At 69.2% G+C, this 15632-nt stretch carries 19 protein-coding genes; 6 read left to right on the top strand and 13 right to left on the bottom strand.

Going from position 1 to position 15632, the window contains the following annotated elements; all coding sequences use genetic code 11:
* The first annotated feature begins 42 nt into the window (after positions 1-42).
* Genes hisB through hisA form a run of 4 tightly spaced genes read left to right on the top strand, consistent with a single transcriptional unit; the run spans position 43 to position 2507 of the window.
* A complete protein-coding gene (gene hisB, locus WBG79_RS01605) occupies positions 43-636 on the top strand; it encodes an imidazoleglycerol-phosphate dehydratase HisB (protein ID WP_337355360.1) in 594 nt (197 codons plus the stop codon).
* Position 637: 1 nt separating this feature from the next.
* Positions 638-1132 carry a DUF2628 domain-containing protein gene (locus WBG79_RS01600; protein ID WP_337355359.1) on the top strand — a complete coding sequence of 165 codons (495 nt, stop codon included), beginning with the start codon at positions 638-640 and terminating at the stop codon, positions 1130-1132.
* A complete protein-coding gene (gene hisH / locus WBG79_RS01595) occupies positions 1129-1779 on the top strand; it encodes an imidazole glycerol phosphate synthase subunit HisH (RefSeq protein ID WP_337355358.1) in 651 nt (216 codons plus the stop codon). Before WBG79_RS01600 ends, hisH begins: the two co-directional genes overlap by 4 nt.
* Entirely contained in the window at positions 1776-2507 is a 732-nt protein-coding gene (gene hisA, locus WBG79_RS01590) for a 1-(5-phosphoribosyl)-5-[(5-phosphoribosylamino)methylideneamino]imidazole-4-carboxamide isomerase (RefSeq protein ID WP_337355357.1), read from the top strand. Before hisH ends, hisA begins: the two co-directional genes overlap by 4 nt.
* Before the next feature lie 327 nt (positions 2508-2834).
* Here the strand turns inward: hisA and WBG79_RS01585 are convergent, their stop codons facing one another.
* From WBG79_RS01585 to WBG79_RS01560, 6 genes are all read right to left on the bottom strand, one after another.
* Positions 2835-3149: a cupin domain-containing protein gene (locus tag WBG79_RS01585; RefSeq protein WP_337355356.1), complete on the bottom strand. Its 315-nt coding sequence runs from the start codon at positions 3147-3149 to the stop codon at positions 2835-2837.
* Positions 3150-3251: 102 nt separating this feature from the next.
* The gene (ccoP, locus tag WBG79_RS01580) at positions 3252-4109 is read right to left on the bottom strand and encodes a cytochrome-c oxidase, cbb3-type subunit III (RefSeq protein WP_337355355.1); all 858 of its coding nucleotides are present in this window, start codon (positions 4107-4109) and stop codon (positions 3252-3254) included.
* Between the two features lie 3 nt (positions 4110-4112).
* Positions 4113-4265 (bottom strand): cbb3-type cytochrome c oxidase subunit 3, encoded by a 153-nt coding sequence (locus WBG79_RS01575; protein WP_337355354.1) that lies wholly within the window; start codon positions 4263-4265, stop codon positions 4113-4115.
* Positions 4266-4275: 10 nt separating this feature from the next.
* Complete coding sequence (gene ccoO, locus WBG79_RS01570; protein ID WP_337355353.1) at positions 4276-5010, bottom strand: cytochrome-c oxidase, cbb3-type subunit II; 735 nt, start codon at positions 5008-5010, stop codon at positions 4276-4278.
* Positions 5011-5024: 14 nt separating this feature from the next.
* Positions 5025-6674 carry a cytochrome-c oxidase, cbb3-type subunit I gene (gene ccoN / locus WBG79_RS01565; protein ID WP_443147391.1) on the bottom strand — a complete coding sequence of 550 codons (1650 nt, stop codon included), beginning with the start codon at positions 6672-6674 and terminating at the stop codon, positions 5025-5027.
* A 291-nt stretch (positions 6675-6965) separates the two neighbouring features.
* Positions 6966-8036, bottom strand: a complete 1071-nt coding sequence (locus WBG79_RS01560) for an AbrB family transcriptional regulator (RefSeq protein WP_337355352.1) — start codon at positions 8034-8036, stop codon at positions 6966-6968.
* A 258-nt stretch (positions 8037-8294) separates the two neighbouring features.
* Between WBG79_RS01560 and hemN the strand changes: the two genes are divergently transcribed.
* The gene (gene hemN / locus WBG79_RS01555) at positions 8295-9647 is read left to right on the top strand and encodes an oxygen-independent coproporphyrinogen III oxidase (protein ID WP_337355351.1); all 1353 of its coding nucleotides are present in this window, start codon (positions 8295-8297) and stop codon (positions 9645-9647) included.
* 49 nt (positions 9648-9696) lie between these two features.
* On the opposite strand, the gene WBG79_RS01550 is transcribed toward hemN, so the two are convergent.
* From WBG79_RS01550 to mscL, 7 genes are all read right to left on the bottom strand, one after another.
* Positions 9697-9951, bottom strand: a complete 255-nt coding sequence (locus WBG79_RS01550) for a hypothetical protein (RefSeq protein ID WP_337355350.1) — start codon at positions 9949-9951, stop codon at positions 9697-9699.
* A gap of 97 nt (positions 9952-10048) precedes the next feature.
* Positions 10049-10525, bottom strand: coding sequence for a Cys-tRNA(Pro) deacylase (gene ybaK, locus WBG79_RS01545; RefSeq protein ID WP_337355349.1), 477 nt, complete (start codon positions 10523-10525; stop codon positions 10049-10051).
* A 266-nt stretch (positions 10526-10791) separates the two neighbouring features.
* Positions 10792-11505, bottom strand: a complete 714-nt coding sequence (locus WBG79_RS01540) for a Crp/Fnr family transcriptional regulator (RefSeq protein ID WP_337355348.1) — start codon at positions 11503-11505, stop codon at positions 10792-10794.
* A 281-nt stretch (positions 11506-11786) separates the two neighbouring features.
* Entirely contained in the window at positions 11787-12125 is a 339-nt protein-coding gene (locus tag WBG79_RS01535; RefSeq protein ID WP_337355347.1) for a response regulator, read from the bottom strand.
* A gap of 209 nt (positions 12126-12334) precedes the next feature.
* Positions 12335-12964: a response regulator transcription factor gene (locus WBG79_RS01530; RefSeq protein ID WP_337355346.1), complete on the bottom strand. Its 630-nt coding sequence runs from the start codon at positions 12962-12964 to the stop codon at positions 12335-12337.
* A 36-nt stretch (positions 12965-13000) separates the two neighbouring features.
* On the bottom strand, positions 13001-14167 hold the full coding sequence (locus WBG79_RS01525; RefSeq protein ID WP_337355345.1) for a two-component system sensor histidine kinase NtrB: 1167 nt from the start codon (positions 14165-14167) through the stop codon (positions 13001-13003).
* A 352-nt stretch (positions 14168-14519) separates the two neighbouring features.
* Positions 14520-14948, bottom strand: a complete 429-nt coding sequence (gene mscL, locus WBG79_RS01520) for a large conductance mechanosensitive channel protein MscL (protein WP_337355344.1) — start codon at positions 14946-14948, stop codon at positions 14520-14522.
* 333 nt (positions 14949-15281) lie between these two features.
* Here mscL and uraH point away from each other — a divergent pair, with 333 nt between their 5' ends.
* Positions 15282-15632: a hydroxyisourate hydrolase gene (gene uraH, locus WBG79_RS01515; protein ID WP_337355343.1), complete on the top strand. Its 351-nt coding sequence runs from the start codon at positions 15282-15284 to the stop codon at positions 15630-15632.

Genomic DNA, 15632 nt, shown 5'->3' with positions numbered 1-15632 from the left:
GTGCCGCCGACCGGCCATTCCGGCCGTCGCGAAGGACGACCCATGCGCAGCGCCACCGTCACGCGCAAGACCCGCGAGACCGACATCACCGTGGCCCTGGATCTCGACGGCACCGGCCGGTCCGACATCCGCACCGGCGTCGGCTTCTTCGACCACATGCTCGACCAGGTGGCGCGGCACGGCATGGTCGACCTGGAGATCCGGGCCGAGGGCGACCTGCACATCGACCAGCATCACACGGTCGAGGACGTCGGCATCGCGCTCGGGCAGGCGTTCCGCAAGGCGCTCGGCGACATGCGGGGCATCACGCGCTACGCCGACGTGCACCTGCCCATGGACGAGGCGCTGACGCGCTGCGCGATCGACATCTCGGGACGGCCCTACCTGGTTTTCCAGGCCGATTTCTCGCGGCCGAAGATCGGCGACTTCGACACCGAGCTGGTCGAGGAATGGTTCCGGGCCTTCGCGATGAACGCCGGCATCACGCTGCACGTCGCCAACCTCTACGGCTCGAACAATCACCACATCGCCGAAAGCTGCTTCAAGGCGCTGGCGCGTGCGCTCCGCACGGCCGTCGCCATCGACCCTCGCCGCGCCCACGAGGTGCCGTCCACCAAGGGAAGCCTCGGGGGCTGACATGCCGATCTACACGGTGCATGCGCCCGCCGGGGCGACCGGGCCGGAAGTCCACGACCGGACCGTCCTGGTGCGCGAGGGCTTCAGCTGGGCCGCGCTGATCTTCCAGGTCTTCTGGATCCTCTGGCACCGGCTCTGGTGGGTGCTCGCCGGCTGGCTCGCCGCCTTCGCGGCCATCGCGGCGGTGTCGCGCTTCAGCCCGGCGTCCGGGTCCGTGCTCGAAATGCTGTTCTTCGTCTGGTTCGCCACCGTCGCCAACGACGCGCGGCGGTGGACGCTGGAGCGGCGCGGCCTCGGGCTCGCGGGCGTGGTGCATGCCCCCAACACGGACGAGGCGGAGAAGCGCTGGTTCGACCGGCTCGCCGGGGCGGCGCTCGACATGACGCGCCGGATGGCGAGCCCGCCGCCGGCTGCGCCCGCCGCGCGGCCCCCGCGCCTGGTCCCCCCGGGCGGGGCCCTGCCCCCGGTCGTCGGCTTCCCGGAGGCGCGGACGTGACTATCGCGCTCATCGACTACGGCGCCGGCAACCTGCGGTCTGCGGAAAAGGGGCTGGAGAGGGTCGCGCGGGAGATCGGATATCGCCACGCGGTGGCGCTGACGCGCGACCCCGAGGTCGTGCGCAGCGCCGAGCGGGTCGTGCTGCCGGGGGACGGGGCCTTCCCGTTCTGCCGTCGGGGGGTGTCGGCCATCCCGGGCATGGACGCGGCCCTCGAGGAGTTCGTCGTCCACCGCGGGCGGCCCTTCCTCGGCATCTGCGTCGGCATGCAGCTGCTCGCGACGCGGGGCATCGAGCACGAGATCGTCGACGGCTTCGGCTGGATCGACGGCGAGGTCGGGCCGATCGAGCCGGACGACCCCCGGCTCAAGGTGCCGCACATGGGCTGGAACACGATGGACCTCGTGAACCCGCACCCGGTGCTCGACGGCATCCCGCTCGGGCCGACGGGGCTCCACGCCTATTTCCTGCATTCCTACGCGTTCACGACGAGGCACCACGGGGACCTGGTGGCGACCGCCGACTACGGCGGGCCGCGGACGGCGATCGTGGCCCGGGACAACGTGGTGGGGACCCAGTTCCACCCGGAGAAGAGCCAGCGGCTCGGGCTGGCGCTGCTCGCCAACTTCCTCAGGTGGATGCCGTGATCCTGTTTCCCGCGATCGATCTCAAGGACGGACAGTGCGTCCGGCTGAAGCTCGGCGACATGGGGCAGGCGACCGTCTACAACGACGATCCCGCCGCGCAGGCGCGAAGCTTCCGCGCGCTCGGCTTCGACTGGCTGCATGTGGTCGACCTCAACGGTGCCTTCGAGGGGCGGGCGGTCAACCGCGGCGCGGTCGAGCGGATCCTGACCGCGGTCGAGGGCATGAAGGTTCAGCTCGGGGGCGGGATCCGGGACCTGCCGGCGATCGAGGCCTGGCTCGCCGCCGGGATCGAGCGCGTGATCCTCGGGACCGTGGCGGTCCGCGACCCCGCGCTCGTGCGCGCGGCCTGCGCCCGCTTCCCCGGCCGGGTCGTGGTCGGCATCGACGCGCGGGGCGGCAAGGTGGCGGTCGAGGGCTGGGCGGAGGCGTCGGAGCTCGGGGCCGTCGATCTGGCCCGGAAGTTCGAGGACGCCGGCGTGGCGGCGATCGTCTACACGGACATCGACCGGGACGGCATCCTGAAGGGCATCAATTTCGAGGCGACGCTGGCCCTGGCCCGGGCCGTCTCGATCCCCGTCATCGCCTCCGGGGGCCTCGCCTCGATGGCGGACATCGAGCGCCTGATGCAGCCCGACTGCCGCATCCTGCAGGGGGCCATCTCGGGTCGGGCGATCTACGACGGCCGGCTCGACCCCAAGGCGGCGCTGGAGCGCATCGCCCGGGGGTGAGGGGGCAGGCGGGATTGGTCCGTCCCCGCATGGTCCCGGGAGAGGCTCGCCGGCTGCCTTGGAGCGGTTGTGCGGTGCGCCGCCCATGACGGTGGATGGAACTGTTGCACCCGCCGCCGGCGCGCCTGCGCACGGCCACCCGGAGCTCCCCACGGGTGTCATCCCGGCCATCGCGCCGGGACCCCTTGGTCCTTCCCCCCGCTGCAAGTCACTGCGGAACCGTAACGGCCGAGCCATGCCGATCCGCCATCAGGTCCCGGCTCGAAGGCCGGGATGACAAGCGGGGCGGGGCTTTCCCGCGTGCCCGTTGGCCGTCGCTGCGGGGCTCTATGCGACGTGCACCGCCAGCCAGACCGTCGGACGACCCGCCTCGGTCCAGGTGACGCGGTGGCGGCGCCGGGCGGGGATCAGGACGTGGTCGCCGGGCTTCAGGGTCGTCTCGCCCTCGCCGTCGAGCCAGAGGCCGGCGGCGCCGGCGAGGAGCAGGACCCACTCGTCGTGGTCCTGGTCGTAGGGCTGGTCGGCAGGGGTGGACTGGCCTTCGGAGACGATGCGCTCGATGCGGACGCCGCCGCGGGCGAGGAGCTCGGTGAAGACCTCGCCACCGGCGGCGCTAGGGAGATCGGCGAGCAGGTTCGGCATGGGGGTCGTCCGGAACGGTCAAGGGGGCCCAATCTACGACAAAGGCCGGCGGGGATCGCTCCCCGCCGGCCTCGTCATGCCTCGGATCGCCCGTTCAGGCAGTCACTTGCCGCCGCCCAGGCTGTGGACGTAGACGGCGAGCGACTTGATGGTTACCGGGTCCAGGCGGCCTTCCCAGGTGGGCATGACGCCCTGGCGGGAGTTGGCGATCGTCTCGACCACCTTCTCCTTGGTGCCGCCGTAGAGCCAGATCGTGTCCGAGAGGTTCGGCGCGCCGAGCTCCAGGTTGCCCTTGGCGTCGTCACCGTGGCAGGAGGCGCAGTTGTCGGCGAAGAGCTGCTTGCCCTTGGCGTTGGCCGGCGCCTTGCCGGAGAGCGACAGGACGTGGTCCGCGACGTCGGAGATCTCCTCCTTCTTCAGGACGCCGTCCTTGCCGAAGGCGGGCATCTGGCTCTGGCGGGTATCGGGATGCGTCGAGCGGATGCCCACCAGGAGGGTCTGGTGGATGTCCTCGAGCTTGCCGCCCCAAAGCCAGTCGTCGTCCTGCAGGCTCGGGTAGCCCGGGCCGCCGGTAGCGCCCGTGCCGTGGCAGGGCGAGCAGTTGTCGCCGAAGGCCGCCTTGCCGTTCGCCATGGCGAACTCGAGGAGCTTCGGGTCCGCCTTGATCTTGGCGAGCGGGGCGTCTGCCAGAGCCTTGCCGTTCACGGCGCGGGCGGCCTGACCGGCCGCCACCGCGTCGAGCGCGGCCTGCCGCTGCGAGTAGCCGAGGACGCCCGTCGTGTAGCCCGAGACGAGCGGCCATGACGGGTAGAGGACGTAGTAGACCAGCGACCAGCCGATGCAGGCGTAGAAGACGTAGAGCCACCACTTCGGGAGCGGATTGTTCAGTTCCTTCAGGCCGTCCCACTCGTGGCCGGTGGTCTCGACCCCCGACAGACGGTCGATTTCCTTGTGTGCCATGGATCAATCCTCCCGCAGGGGGACCCGCGCGGCCTCGTCGAAGCGCTTGCCGTTGGACGGCCAGCACGCGTAGACGAGGACGGCGAGGAAGATGAGGAAGAAGTAGACGAGACCCCAGGTCTGGGCGAACTCGGCCGCTTGCGTGTAGGTCGTCATGTCGATCTCCTCAGCGCAGGTTGGCCTTGTCGTCGTAGAGCTTGAAGTCGACGAGGGTGCCGAGCATCTGGAGATAGGCCACCAGGGCATCCATCTCCGAAACCTTTGTCACGTCTCCGTCGAAGTCGCGCGCGACGGCCTTGGGGTACCGCTTCAGCATGGCGTCCACGGTCTTGTCGTCGGGGTTGGCCTGGGCCTTGAGGTCCGCGGCCGCGTTGGCGATCTGGTCGTCCGTATAGGGCACGCCGACCAGACGGTTGGTCTTCATCACTTCGGTGATGTGGGTGTATTCGAGCTCGTTCTTCGCCAGGAAGGGATAGCCGGGCATGATGGAGTCCGGCACGATCGAGCGCGGGTTCGTCAGGTGCTCGCGGTGCCACTGGTCGGAGTACTTGGCGCCGACGCGGGCGAGATCCGGGCCGGTGCGCTTGGACGACCACTGGAAGGGATGGTCGTACATGGACTCCGCCGCGAGGCTGAAGTGGCCGTAGCGCTCGATCTCGTCACGCAGCGGACGGACCATCTGGCTGTGGCAGTTGTAGCAGCCCTCGCGGATGTAGATGTTGCGGCCGGCGAGCTCGAGGGGCGAATAGGGCCGAACCCCCTCCGCCTTCTCGATGGTGCTCTTCAGGTAGAAGAGCGGGACGATCTCGACCAGGCCGCCGATGGCGACCGCGATCAGGATGCCGACGAGAAGAAGGATCGAGTTCTTCTCGAAGATGACGTGCTTGTCGAAGAGAGACATGTGTCAGCCCTCCCTCACTCGGCGGGGGCCAGGACCGGACGGGCAGCGGGCTCTTCGCGCTCGCCGAACATCACGGTCATGTACAGGTTGAAGGCCATGATCAGGGCACCGACGACGAACAGGGCGCCGCCCATGGCACGGATCACGTAGAAGGGATGCATGGCCGCCACGGTCTCGATGAACGAGTATTCCAGGAAGCCGAGCTTGTCGTAGGCGCGCCACATCAGGCCCTGCATGATGCCGGAGACCCACATCGCGCAGATGTAGAGGACGATGCCGAGGGTCGCGAGCCAGAAGTGCCAGTTGACGAGCTTGAGCGACCAGAGCTGCTTTCGGTTCCACAGCCAGGGGAACAGGCAGTAGAGCGTGCCGAAGGACACGAAGCCGACCCAGCCGAGGGCGCCCGAATGCACGTGCCCGATGGTCCAGTCGGTGTAGTGCGACAGCGAGTTCACGGCCTTCACGGACATCAGCGGGCCTTCGAAGGTCGACATGCCGTAGAAGGCGACCGACACGACCAGCATGCGCAGGACCGGGTCGGTGCGGAGCTTGTCCCAGGCGCCCGAGAGCGTCATCAGGCCGTTGATCATGCCGCCCCAGGAAGGCATCCACAGCATCACCGAGAAGGTGGCGCCCAGGGTCGAGGCCCATTCGGGCAGGGCGGTGTAGTGCAGGTGATGCGGGCCGGCCCAGATGTAGAGGAAGATCAGGGCCCAGAAGTGCACGATCGACAGGCGGTAGCTGTAGACCGGGCGCTCGGCGCGCTTCGGCACGAAGTAGTACATGATGGCCAGGAACGCGGCGGTCAGGAAGAAGCCGACGGCGTTGTGGCCGTACCACCACTGCACCATGGCGTCCTGCACGCCGGAGAAGACCTGGACCGACTTCGAGGAGTAGATCGAGATCGGCACCGACATGTTGTTGCCGAGGTGGAGCATCGCCACCGTCACCAGGAAGGCGAGGTAGAACCAGTTGGCGACGTAGATGTGGGGTTCCTTGCGCTTCCAGAGGGTAATCAGGAAGGTGAAGAGGTAGACGACCCACACGACCGTCAGCCACAGGTCGGCGTACCACTCGGGCTCGGCGTATTCCTTGCCCTGGGTGACGCCCAGCAGGTAGCCCGTGCCAGCGATGACGATGAAGGCGTTGTAGCCGAGGACCACGAACCACGGCGTGACGATGCCGGGCAGGCGGGCCTGGCAGGTGCGCTGGACCACGTAGAACGAGGTCGCGAGCAGCACGTTGCCGCCGAAGGCGAAGATCACCGCCGAGGTGTGCAGCGGCCTCAGGCGGCCGAAGTTGGTCAGCGGGAAGTCGAAGTTCAGCGCCGGAAAGGCGAGCTGCAGCGCGATGATGAGCCCCACCAGGAAGCCCGCGACGCCCCAGAACATCGCCGCCACGGAGGCGAACTTCACGGGGCCGAAGTTGTAGTTCGGCTTCCCGTCGATCTCCTGCGGCGCGAACTCGGTCCGGTCGGAAGAGACCTTGAAGATGAAGAAGATGCCGGCTGCCGCGACGAGCGCGCCGATGCCGGCATGGAATGCCATCACCGCGTCCCAAGCCTTGCCGGCGATGAGAAGACAGGCGGCGAGAAGGAGGCCGAGGAAGACGGCGTAGCCGATCTCCTCGGTCGTGATCCCGGTTTTCGCGACTGGCCGAGCCATTGTTCGCCTCGTTTTTCGAGTCCCAGTAGTCTTCGGACGGCTCGGCCCGGGCTCCTTGAGAGCGAGAGAAGAGCCGCCGGTTCTTCGACCGAGGCCACGTATCGACACGAACGAGTCGGCGAGCCGCGAACCATCCGAAGGTAGCGACGGGACCCTACGGCGAACGGCGAAAAGGGCTTTGATTCAGGTCAACGGGGGGTCGGATCGCCTGGGGAATTGGACTCTCGTAGGGGGGGCCCGGATGCCCCTGGCCGGGGTCCCGGGCGCCCGGCGCCGGGTCCCGCGTGGCCGTCACGGCGGCGGGGGCGGTCCGGCGCGGCGGTCGAGGGCGACGAAGACGGCGGGCACGAAGAGGGCGATGCCCATGAAGCGGAAGAGCTGGTGGGTCGCCACGAAGGCCGGGTCGAGGCCCAGCGTGAAGGAGAGCGCCGTCATGGCCTCGAGCCCGCCGGGCGCGAAGGCGAGGAGGGACGGCCCCCAGCCGACCGACACCAGGAGCACCGTCCCCCAGGCGCAGAGGACCGCGCAGGCCCCGCCGATCAGGAAGCCGGCGAGCGAGGTGCCGAGGGTGGACCGCAGCAGGGCGAGGTCCGTGCCCGCGAACCGGACGCCGACGATGAGGGAGATGCCGAGAAAGCTCGGGATCAGGAGCCAGGGGGGCAGGTTCGCCTCGACGACCCCGGCCCCGTGCAGGACGGCGCTGGCCACGAAGGCGCCGGTGAGCCTGCCGGCGGGCAGGCCGGCCCGCTCGGCCAGGAGGCCCGAAGCGGCACCGGCGGCGAGGAGCAGGGCGAGGTCCGTCCAACTCGCCGGCAAGGGAACGGGCGGACCGCCGGGGGCGGGCGGGGTGAGGCCGACGATGCCGAAGGGGAGGACCACGACCAGGAGGAGGACGCGGAGCGACTGCGAAATCACGACGCGGCGGATGTCCGCCTCGGTCCCGATCGCGACCGCCAGCACGTAGGACAGGGCGCCGGGGACCGAGGCCAGGAAGGCGGTACGCCAGTCCCAGCCGGCGACCCGGCGGAAGTACAGATAGGCGACGCCGGTGATCAGGCCGACGCTCAGGGCCACGATGGCGAGGCTGAGCGGCCACTGGGGGAAGCGGTGGACCGACTCGGGCGAGACACCCGACCCCATCGAGATGCCGAGCAGGATGAAGAGGAGGTCGCGCAGGCGGTTCGGCATGGCGAGCGGAACGCGCAGCAGGGCCGCGACCGAGACCGCCAGGGTCGAACCCGCGATCCAGGGCGCCGGGAGGTTCAGGAGGGCGAAGACGAGGCCTCCGGCGCCGGCGATCAGGAAGCCGGCGAGGATCGGCAGGCTGCGCTCGGCGGCGGCGCGCCATTCGGTCCAGGTCATCGCGCGTCTCGTTCCCCCGGTCGGGCCGGCATCGTCCTCGGTCCCTGAGCCGGCCACCGCGGCGGGTCGGGGCTCTCTCATACGGGCCTCCTCGGCTCCGGGCGGCGTCCCTCGCGGGTCCGGTCTTAGGCCAATCCGCGGGGCCGCGGTAGCGGGCGGGCCGACGGGGGGCCATGCAGGACTTGGGCCGTCTGCGAGCGACAAGCCGACTTGACGAGAATCAACGCGAGCGCGCTTGACGGTCACTAGTCTCGTCGCATGAACACGACCCTGCAGGCCCGCTATGCGGCACGCACCGTGCCGCGCTACACGAGCTACCCGACCGCGCCGCACTTCTCGGACGCGATCGGGCCGGATGATTACGCCGCCTGGCTCCGGGCGCTGCCCGGCGACGGGCCGGTCTCGCTCTACCTCCACGTGCCCTATTGCAGGGCAATCTGCCACTATTGCGGCTGCCACACGAAGGCGGCACTGCGTGACGAGCCCGTGATCGACTATGCCGAGCGGCTGATCGCCGAGATCGGGCTGGTGGCGGACACGGCCGGCCGGCGGCTGCCGGTCGCGCATGTGCACTGGGGCGGGGGCACGCCGAGCCTGTTGCCTGCGGCCTCGTTCCTGAAGATCGTGGCGGCGCTGCGCGAGCGCTTCGACTGGCTGCCGGATGCCGAGCATGCCATCGAGCTCGATCCGCGCACCGTCACCCCGGCCCTCGCGGCGACGCTCGCGGCGGCGGGCGTGACCCGGGCCAGCCTGGGCGTGCAGGACTTCGACCGCACCGTGCAGGAGGCGATCGGGCGGATCCAGCCCTTCGAGACGGTCGAGCGCGCCGTCGCGGCGCTGCGCGGCGTCGGCATCACGGCGATCAACTTCGATCTCATGTACGGCCTGCCGCACCAGACGGCGGAGACGATCCGGACCACCGTGGCGCTTGCCCAGTCCCTGGAGCCCTCGCGCATCGCGCTCTTCGGCTACGCGCATGTGCCCTGGTTCAAGAAGCACCAGCGCCTCATCGACGAGGCGGCGCTGCCGGGCGCGAGCGAGAGGATCCAGCTGGAGCAGGTCGCCCGGGACGCCCTCGCGGCAACCGGGTTCCAGGCGATCGGGCTCGACCACTTCGCCCGGCCGGACGACGCGATGGCGGTCGCCGACCGGGCCGGGGCGCTGCGCCGCAACTTCCAGGGCTACACGACCGACACCGCCGACACCCTGATCGGCCTCGGCGCCTCCTCGATCGGACGGATGCCGCAGGGCTTCGTGCAGAACGACCCGGACGTCGGCCGCTGGGGCCGGGCGATCGCGGCCGGGCGGCTGCCGGTCGTCAAGGGCAAGGCGCTCGACGCGGACGACCGGCTGCGCGGCGCCATCATCGAGCGGCTGATGTGCGACTACCGGGTCGACCTCGCGGCCGTGACGGCCGCCTTCGGCGAGACACCGGCGGCGGTCGCGGACGGCACCGAACGGCTGGCCGAACTGGTGCGCGACGGGCTCGTGCGGCTGGACGGACCGGTGGTTTCGGTGACGGAGGGCGGGCGACCCTTCGTGCGGCTCGCGGCGGCAGCCTTCGACGCCTATCTGGCGCGGGCGGCGGCGCGGCACTCCATGGCGGTGTGATCACGCGGCCGCCGGCCCACCGAGCAGGCCGGGGCCGCGGTGCGGCCGGTCAGCAGCGGGTCGGGGCGCAGTTGCTGCGGTAACGGTCGGGCATCAGCCAGGAGGCGCCCGGTGCGACGGCAGGACGCGCATGCACGGGCGGCGGCACCACCACGGCGGGCCGGGCCCGTTCGGGCTTGCGGGTCGGAAACGCGAGGTCGTCGCCGATCCGCTCCTCGCAGCCGGCGAGCGCGAGGCCGAGCAGGAGGGTTCCGGCGGCAGTCGCCGCCCTCAGCGGCCGGGTGGCGTGGGATCTGGGTGTCAAGGATCGTCCTCCGGTGCCCCCCGGAAGCGGCCAAAGAGCCGTATCGGACGATACTGCCTTGGCCGGCCGCGGTCCACAGGCCAGCATGCGCCGGATCTCAGCGAATCGCGATCGGGGCGACGACGGCGGACAGGACGCCGACGAGATCCTGCGGGGCGATCCGGATCTCCAGGCCGCGGCGACCGCCGCTGACGTGGACCCGGGGCCAATCGAGGAGCGAGCGGTCGGCCAGCACGGCGAGGGGCCGCCTGGTCCCGAAGGGGCTGATGCCGCCGAGGACGTAGCCGGTCAGGCGCTGGGCCGCCGCGGGGTCGGCCATGGCGGCGCGCTTCCAGCCGAGCGCCCGCGCGGCCTCGGGAAAGCTGAGACGGCCGGCGGAGGGGACGAGCGCCAGGGCATGGGCCTTGGCCTCGTCGGACACCACGAGGGTCTTAAAGACGGAGCCGGGATCGAGGCCGAGCTTCTCGGCGGCCTCCAGGCCGTAGGCCTCGGCGCGCGGGTCGTGGGCATATTCGAGGAGCTCGAAGGCGATCCGCTGCGCCTTCAGGACGGTCGTCGCGGGGGTGGCGGCCAAGTCTCCCTCCGGCAGGACGCTTGCCCGCCGGCCCGGGCCGGGCCCGAGTCGGCGCCACGAAAAAATGCGCCGTGCACGAGGCACGGCGCAAGGTAGCAAGAGGAGGAGATAGCTCGGGAGGAAATAGGGACACGACGACCTGGACGATCGGCTTCAGCCGACCTGGCAGGCGTCGAATCTCGCTGGTCACTCCCCCTCTCGGTCTGTCAAAGCAGAGTTAGCCCGTTACCCGTGCCCAAGCGACGGGCAATTTCGTCGCAGGCCAATCAATGGGCGCCGGTCTGGTGGCACATGCCGCAAACATTGTTGATGCGGATGCGGTCCTGCTTCTCGATGGCGATCAGGCCGCGGCGCTTCAGGTCCGAGATGACCCGGCTGACGGTCTCGATGGTGAGGCCGAGGTAGTCGGCGATCTCCTGGCGGGTCATGGTCAGCACGATGAGCGCATCGTCCCGCCCGGCGCCGGCCGGACCACGGCAGTCCGCGATTCCGCGGCCGGGGACGAAGCGCATCAGGAAGGAGGAGACCCGCTCGAAGGCGGACTTGCGGCCGAGCAGGACCGCATGTTCGTGCATCGACTCCATCTGGGCGAGCAGGCAGCGGGTGATGTGGCGCTGCGCGGCGGGCGTGGTCTCGGCGTCCTTGCGGTCGAGCACGCGGATGACGCAGGGCGTCAGGGTCTCGGCGTTGCAATCGTAGGCGCGGCTCGCCAGGAGGCCGAACATGTCGTTCGCGCCGAGCACCTCGACGACCTGGCGGCGGCCGTCGGGGAGGAGCTTGTAGAGCATCACGGCGCCCTCGAGGAGCTCGTAGATGCGGTCGGCCTGGTCGCCCTCGTAGAAGACGACCTGATGGGGCTCGTAGCGGTTGGTCTTGACGCGCGGCGATCGGGCGTAGTCGGTCCAGCCCTCGTCGGAGGTCGGGGAGACGATCGGACGCGCGTTGCCGCCAGCCGCGAGGCCGCGTTCGGAATAGGCCATGGATTTCCCTCCTCTGGGGAACCTCCCGGCTGCGCGTCGGCTGGGCCGACGTCCGTCCGCAGGCAGGATGCTCCGTACATCGGCGGCGATCCTCTTGACGGAGGTGCAGATCCGGGACCCTTTCTCCCGCTCTGCGCCCGGTCCGACGACCCGCCGATGTCGAAAAAGCTAGCGGCAGAATTGATCTGCCTCAATTTCGTTCCGTTACTTACGCCTTTGTACCTAAGCGATCACGAGACCTACGTAGTCGCACGCAGGCCCGAGAAACGACAGGAAGCATGTCAGATCATGGAGGCGATTCGGTCGCCGGACAGGGGCTTTCGCAGCACCTGCATGGAGCTGAGGCCGCGCAGAGACTCGTCGATGATCTTCTGCGCCTGGCCGGAGATGCAGATCACCCGGGGCGGCTGGTCGAACTCGAGAAGCCAGCGGATCGCCTCGGCGCCGCTGCGCCCGGGAAGGCCGAGATCGACGATCACCACGTCGTCCTCGCGGGGCCGCGTGGCCGCCATGAAGGTCTCGGCATCCGGGTAGACGGAGACGTCGTGACCCATCGCCTGCAATAGAAACTGCAGGGAGTCCGCAACCCCCGGATCATCCTCCACGATGGAAACCGCCACGACGGAACATCCTGCATTGCCGTCCCGGTTCGGGAATCCATCACCGGGCACGCTATTCAGTATCGCGCGCCGGCATCAACAATTCCATACGCACTGGTTCGTATCCGCAGACCCGGGGCTCCGGGTCCGCGATCGAAGACCATCGTCCAAGTTCAAACCTAGAGCTTCAGCAAAGTACCGCGACAGACTTCCGGACCGCCTCGGCGGCTCTACTGGTCCCCGTCGCGGTGTTCGCCCGTGAGCACGATGCGGACGAGATCGGCGGCATTGCGGGCGCCGAGTTTCTCCATGATCCGGGCCCGGTGCACCTCGATGGTGCGCGGGCTGATCCCGAGATGGCGACCCGCCTCCTTGTTGGAGGCCCCCGCGGTGATCTGGCCGAGGACTTCGATCTCGCGCGGCGTGAGCAGGTCGCGCCCCGGGAAGGCGGCGATCGTGCCGGCCTTGTCACCCTCGCTGCCGCGCCGCTCGGCGGCCGAGAGGGCCTCGCGCACGCGCTGGACGACGGTGTCGGCGTCGAACGGCTTTTCGATGAAGTCGAAGGCGCCGTGCTTGACCGCGGACACCGCCATCGGGATGTCGCCCTGGCCGGAGATGATGAAGATCGGCGCCGGATAGTGGTCGGCGTTCAGTGTCTTCAGGATGTCGAGGCCGGAGCGGCCGGGCATGTGAACGTCGAGGATCACGCAGGCCGGGGGCTTCGTCCGGGCGACTTCGAGAAAGGCGTCGCCCGTGTCGTAGGAGGCGACTTGAAAGCCTTCCAGCTCGAATACGACCGTCAGGGCGTCGCGCACCGCAGGATCGTCGTCGACGATGTAGATCGTATTCTCGCCCTTCATGTCTCGCCCCATCACGCCTTCGTGGAAGTGCGGCGTTCACGCCGACAGTTTTGCTCCCCCGCCCTGGCCGCCATTCAGCAACGGCAAGGTCAAGATGAACGTGGCCCCGCGCCCGTCGCCACCCGGATCGACCACGAGATCACCCCCGTGGTTCTGAGCGATGGTACGGGAAATCGCAAGTCCCAGACCCAATCCGGTCCGCTTCGACGTTGAAAAGGCGCGGAACAGGTTCTGCGCCACGTCCTTCGGGATGCCGGGGCCGGAATCCTGCACCTCGACCCGGACCGTGCCGTCCAGGTTGCGCGTGGCGACCCGGACCCAGCGCGGATCGCGGGCCTTGATGGCCTCCAGGGCGTTGCGCACCAGGTTGCAGACGATCTGCTGGACCTGGACCGGGTCGACTTCGACGGTGGGCAGGTCCGGCGCGCGCTCGCGCTGGAGCGCCACGCCGGCCACGTCGGTGCCGAGCAGCGTCAGTTCGAGCGCCTCGTCGATGAGGAGTTCGAGATCCACCTTCTGGCGTTCCGGCTCGCGCTTTTCGACGAACTGGCGCATGCGCTGGATGATGCTGCCGGCCCGCTCGGCCTCCCGCAGGGCCTTGCCCAGGATGTCGCCGAGCGCGGCCGGCGGCAGGGTGCCGTCCCGGTGCTTGCGCTGGACCGCCTGCAGGTAGAGCATGACGGCGGTCAGCGGCTGGTTCAGCTCGTGCGCGATCGCCGCCCCCATCTCGTCCATGGCGTTGACGCGGGCGAGGTTGACGAGCTGGGCCTGGAGCTGGTTCAGCCGCTGTTCGACGGCCTTGCGGGCGCGCAGGTCGCGGATCACGCCGATGAACTGCCGTCCCTCCGGCGTCTCCGCCTCGCCGACCGACAGTTCCACAGGGAATACCGTGCCGTCCCGGTGCTGGCCGCGCACCTCGCGGCCGATGCCGATGATCCGCTTCTCGCCGGTGCTCATGTAGTGGTTGAGATAGCCGTCGTGGTGGTCGGCGAACTCGGGCGGCATGAGGATCTTGATGTTCCGGCCGAGCACATCCCGCGCCTCGTAGCCGAACAGGTTCTCGCAGGCCTTGTTGAAGACCAGGATCCGCGCCCGGCCGTCGATCACGATGATGCCGTCCGCGGCCGTATCGAGGACGCTCAGCAGGCGGGCTTCCGAGACTGTCGGATGCAGTCCGGGCGTGGTGGATGATGCGTCGCGCATGTCCCAGTCCGTTGGTATCCGGCCAGGGTCGCCCACCCCTGCCAACCTCGAGGCACTGCGCGTCCGATCTTCGGCCAACACCGGCCGGCCGATCCAACGCCACGCCCCCTCTCATTCTTCTATAGCGCCTCCAGATACGTCATTCTACTCATATCGCCTTGCGCAGGCGATGTTACAGCCAAAAGACGAAGTCCCGGGCTCCCCGGCCTTCACATTTCCGCGGATCGGCCCGGGGATCTCCGGCCGGGCCTGCGCGCCGTCGACGGGCCTGCGCGGCCGCGGCGAATCACCCGACGCCCTTCCGCCGTTCGCGAAGCGGCGCGCCGCCGCGGCGGACGACTGCCCGCCCGCCTCACTTGCGCGCGAGGATGTCGCGGATCTCCTCGAGGAGAAGCTCGGATCTTGGCGGAGCCGGCGGCGGCGTGGGGGCGGCCGCCTCGCGCGCCTTCATCCGGTTCAGTCCCTTGACGACCAGGAAGAGGATCCAGGCGACGATGACGAAGTTGATGGCCACCGTGATGAACTGGCCATAGCCGATCGTGGCGCCGAGTTCCTTGGCCTTGTCGTAGGTCGCCGGCGCGGCGGCTCCGCCGGTGAGGCTGCTCAGGAGCAGGAAATAGTTCGAGAAGTCGAGGCCGCCCGTCACGGCGCCGACGATCGGCATGAAGATGTCGTTGACCAGGCTGTCGACGATCTTGCCGAAGGCCGCGCCGATGATGACCGCGACGGCCAGTTCGACGACGTTGCCCTTCATGGCGAAGTCCCGGAACTCTTTCAGCATATTTCACCCCCTCGGCGTCCTCCCGCGCCGCTGCGGCCCGGGCCCCGGAGTCGAGTGAAGGGGCAAAGACTTCGCTTTGCAACGCTGCGGAACGGCTGCAACGTTACGGATGCGGCCGATCGGCCCGGGCAACCGTCCCTTGTCACCGCCCGGCAACACTCCACGGTCGAGCCGCAGCGCCGTGCCGCAACTTTGTGCAGCGGCATTTCCGGGCGGCAACCTCGAACGACCGTTCGAACCAAGCGAGCGATGAAGACTAAAATGACCGCTTTTTAGAGCAGTCAATCTCGGCGATGATGTCGGTCCTGGAACCCCCGAGGGAGCGGAGACGGCATGGGGCGGCTCACCACACATGTCCTCGACACGACGACCGGTCTGCCGGCGCGCGGCCTCGTGGTGGAGCTCTGGTCCGCGGGACCGGCGCCGGCGCTGATCCGGACCGTGACCACCAACGACGACGGCCGGATCGACGGGCCGGTGCTCGAGGGCGATGCGTTCCGGGCGGGCGTCTACGAGCTGCGCTTCCATGCGGGAGACTATCTGAGGGCCTCTGGCGCCGCGCTGCCCGAACCCGCCTTCCTCGACGTCATCCCGATCCGGTTCGGCATCGCCGACCCGTCGCGTCACTATCACGTGCCGCTGCTGGTCTCGCCCTACGGCTATTCGACCTACCGGGGAAGCTGA

The sequence above is a fragment of the Prosthecomicrobium sp. N25 genome (assembly GCF_037203705.1).
Taxonomy (GTDB): domain Bacteria; phylum Pseudomonadota; class Alphaproteobacteria; order Rhizobiales; family Ancalomicrobiaceae; genus Prosthecodimorpha.
Note: the sequence above shows the minus strand (reverse complement) of the source record. Positions and strands in the feature narration are given on the sequence as shown.

Excerpts from the sequence above, each read along its gene's own strand:
- uraH (WP_337355343.1), top strand. The coding sequence starts at position 15,282 with ATGGGGCGGCTCACCACACATGTCCTCGACACGACGACCGGTCTGCCG.
- hisB (WP_337355360.1), top strand. The coding sequence starts at position 43 with ATGCGCAGCGCCACCGTCACGCGCAAGACCCGCGAGACCGACATCACC.
- ccoN (WP_443147391.1), bottom strand. The coding sequence starts at position 6,674 with ATGGCTCGGCCAGTCGCGAAAACCGGGATCACGACCGAGGAGATCGGC.
- hemN (WP_337355351.1), top strand. The coding sequence starts at position 8,295 with ATGAACACGACCCTGCAGGCCCGCTATGCGGCACGCACCGTGCCGCGC.
- mscL (WP_337355344.1), bottom strand. The coding sequence starts at position 14,948 with ATGCTGAAAGAGTTCCGGGACTTCGCCATGAAGGGCAACGTCGTCGAA.
- WBG79_RS01575 (WP_337355354.1), bottom strand. The coding sequence starts at position 4,265 with ATGACGACCTACACGCAAGCGGCCGAGTTCGCCCAGACCTGGGGTCTC.
- WBG79_RS01540 (WP_337355348.1), bottom strand. The coding sequence starts at position 11,505 with ATGGCCTATTCCGAACGCGGCCTCGCGGCTGGCGGCAACGCGCGTCCG.
- WBG79_RS01600 (WP_337355359.1), top strand. The coding sequence starts at position 638 with ATGCCGATCTACACGGTGCATGCGCCCGCCGGGGCGACCGGGCCGGAA.
- ccoP (WP_337355355.1), bottom strand. The coding sequence starts at position 4,109 with ATGGCACACAAGGAAATCGACCGTCTGTCGGGGGTCGAGACCACCGGC.
- WBG79_RS01585 (WP_337355356.1), bottom strand. The coding sequence starts at position 3,149 with ATGCCGAACCTGCTCGCCGATCTCCCTAGCGCCGCCGGTGGCGAGGTC.
- WBG79_RS01560 (WP_337355352.1), bottom strand. The coding sequence starts at position 8,036 with ATGACCTGGACCGAATGGCGCGCCGCCGCCGAGCGCAGCCTGCCGATC.
- WBG79_RS01525 (WP_337355345.1), bottom strand. The coding sequence starts at position 14,167 with ATGCGCGACGCATCATCCACCACGCCCGGACTGCATCCGACAGTCTCG.
- ccoO (WP_337355353.1), bottom strand. The coding sequence starts at position 5,010 with ATGTCTCTCTTCGACAAGCACGTCATCTTCGAGAAGAACTCGATCCTT.
- WBG79_RS01530 (WP_337355346.1), bottom strand. The coding sequence starts at position 12,964 with ATGAAGGGCGAGAATACGATCTACATCGTCGACGACGATCCTGCGGTG.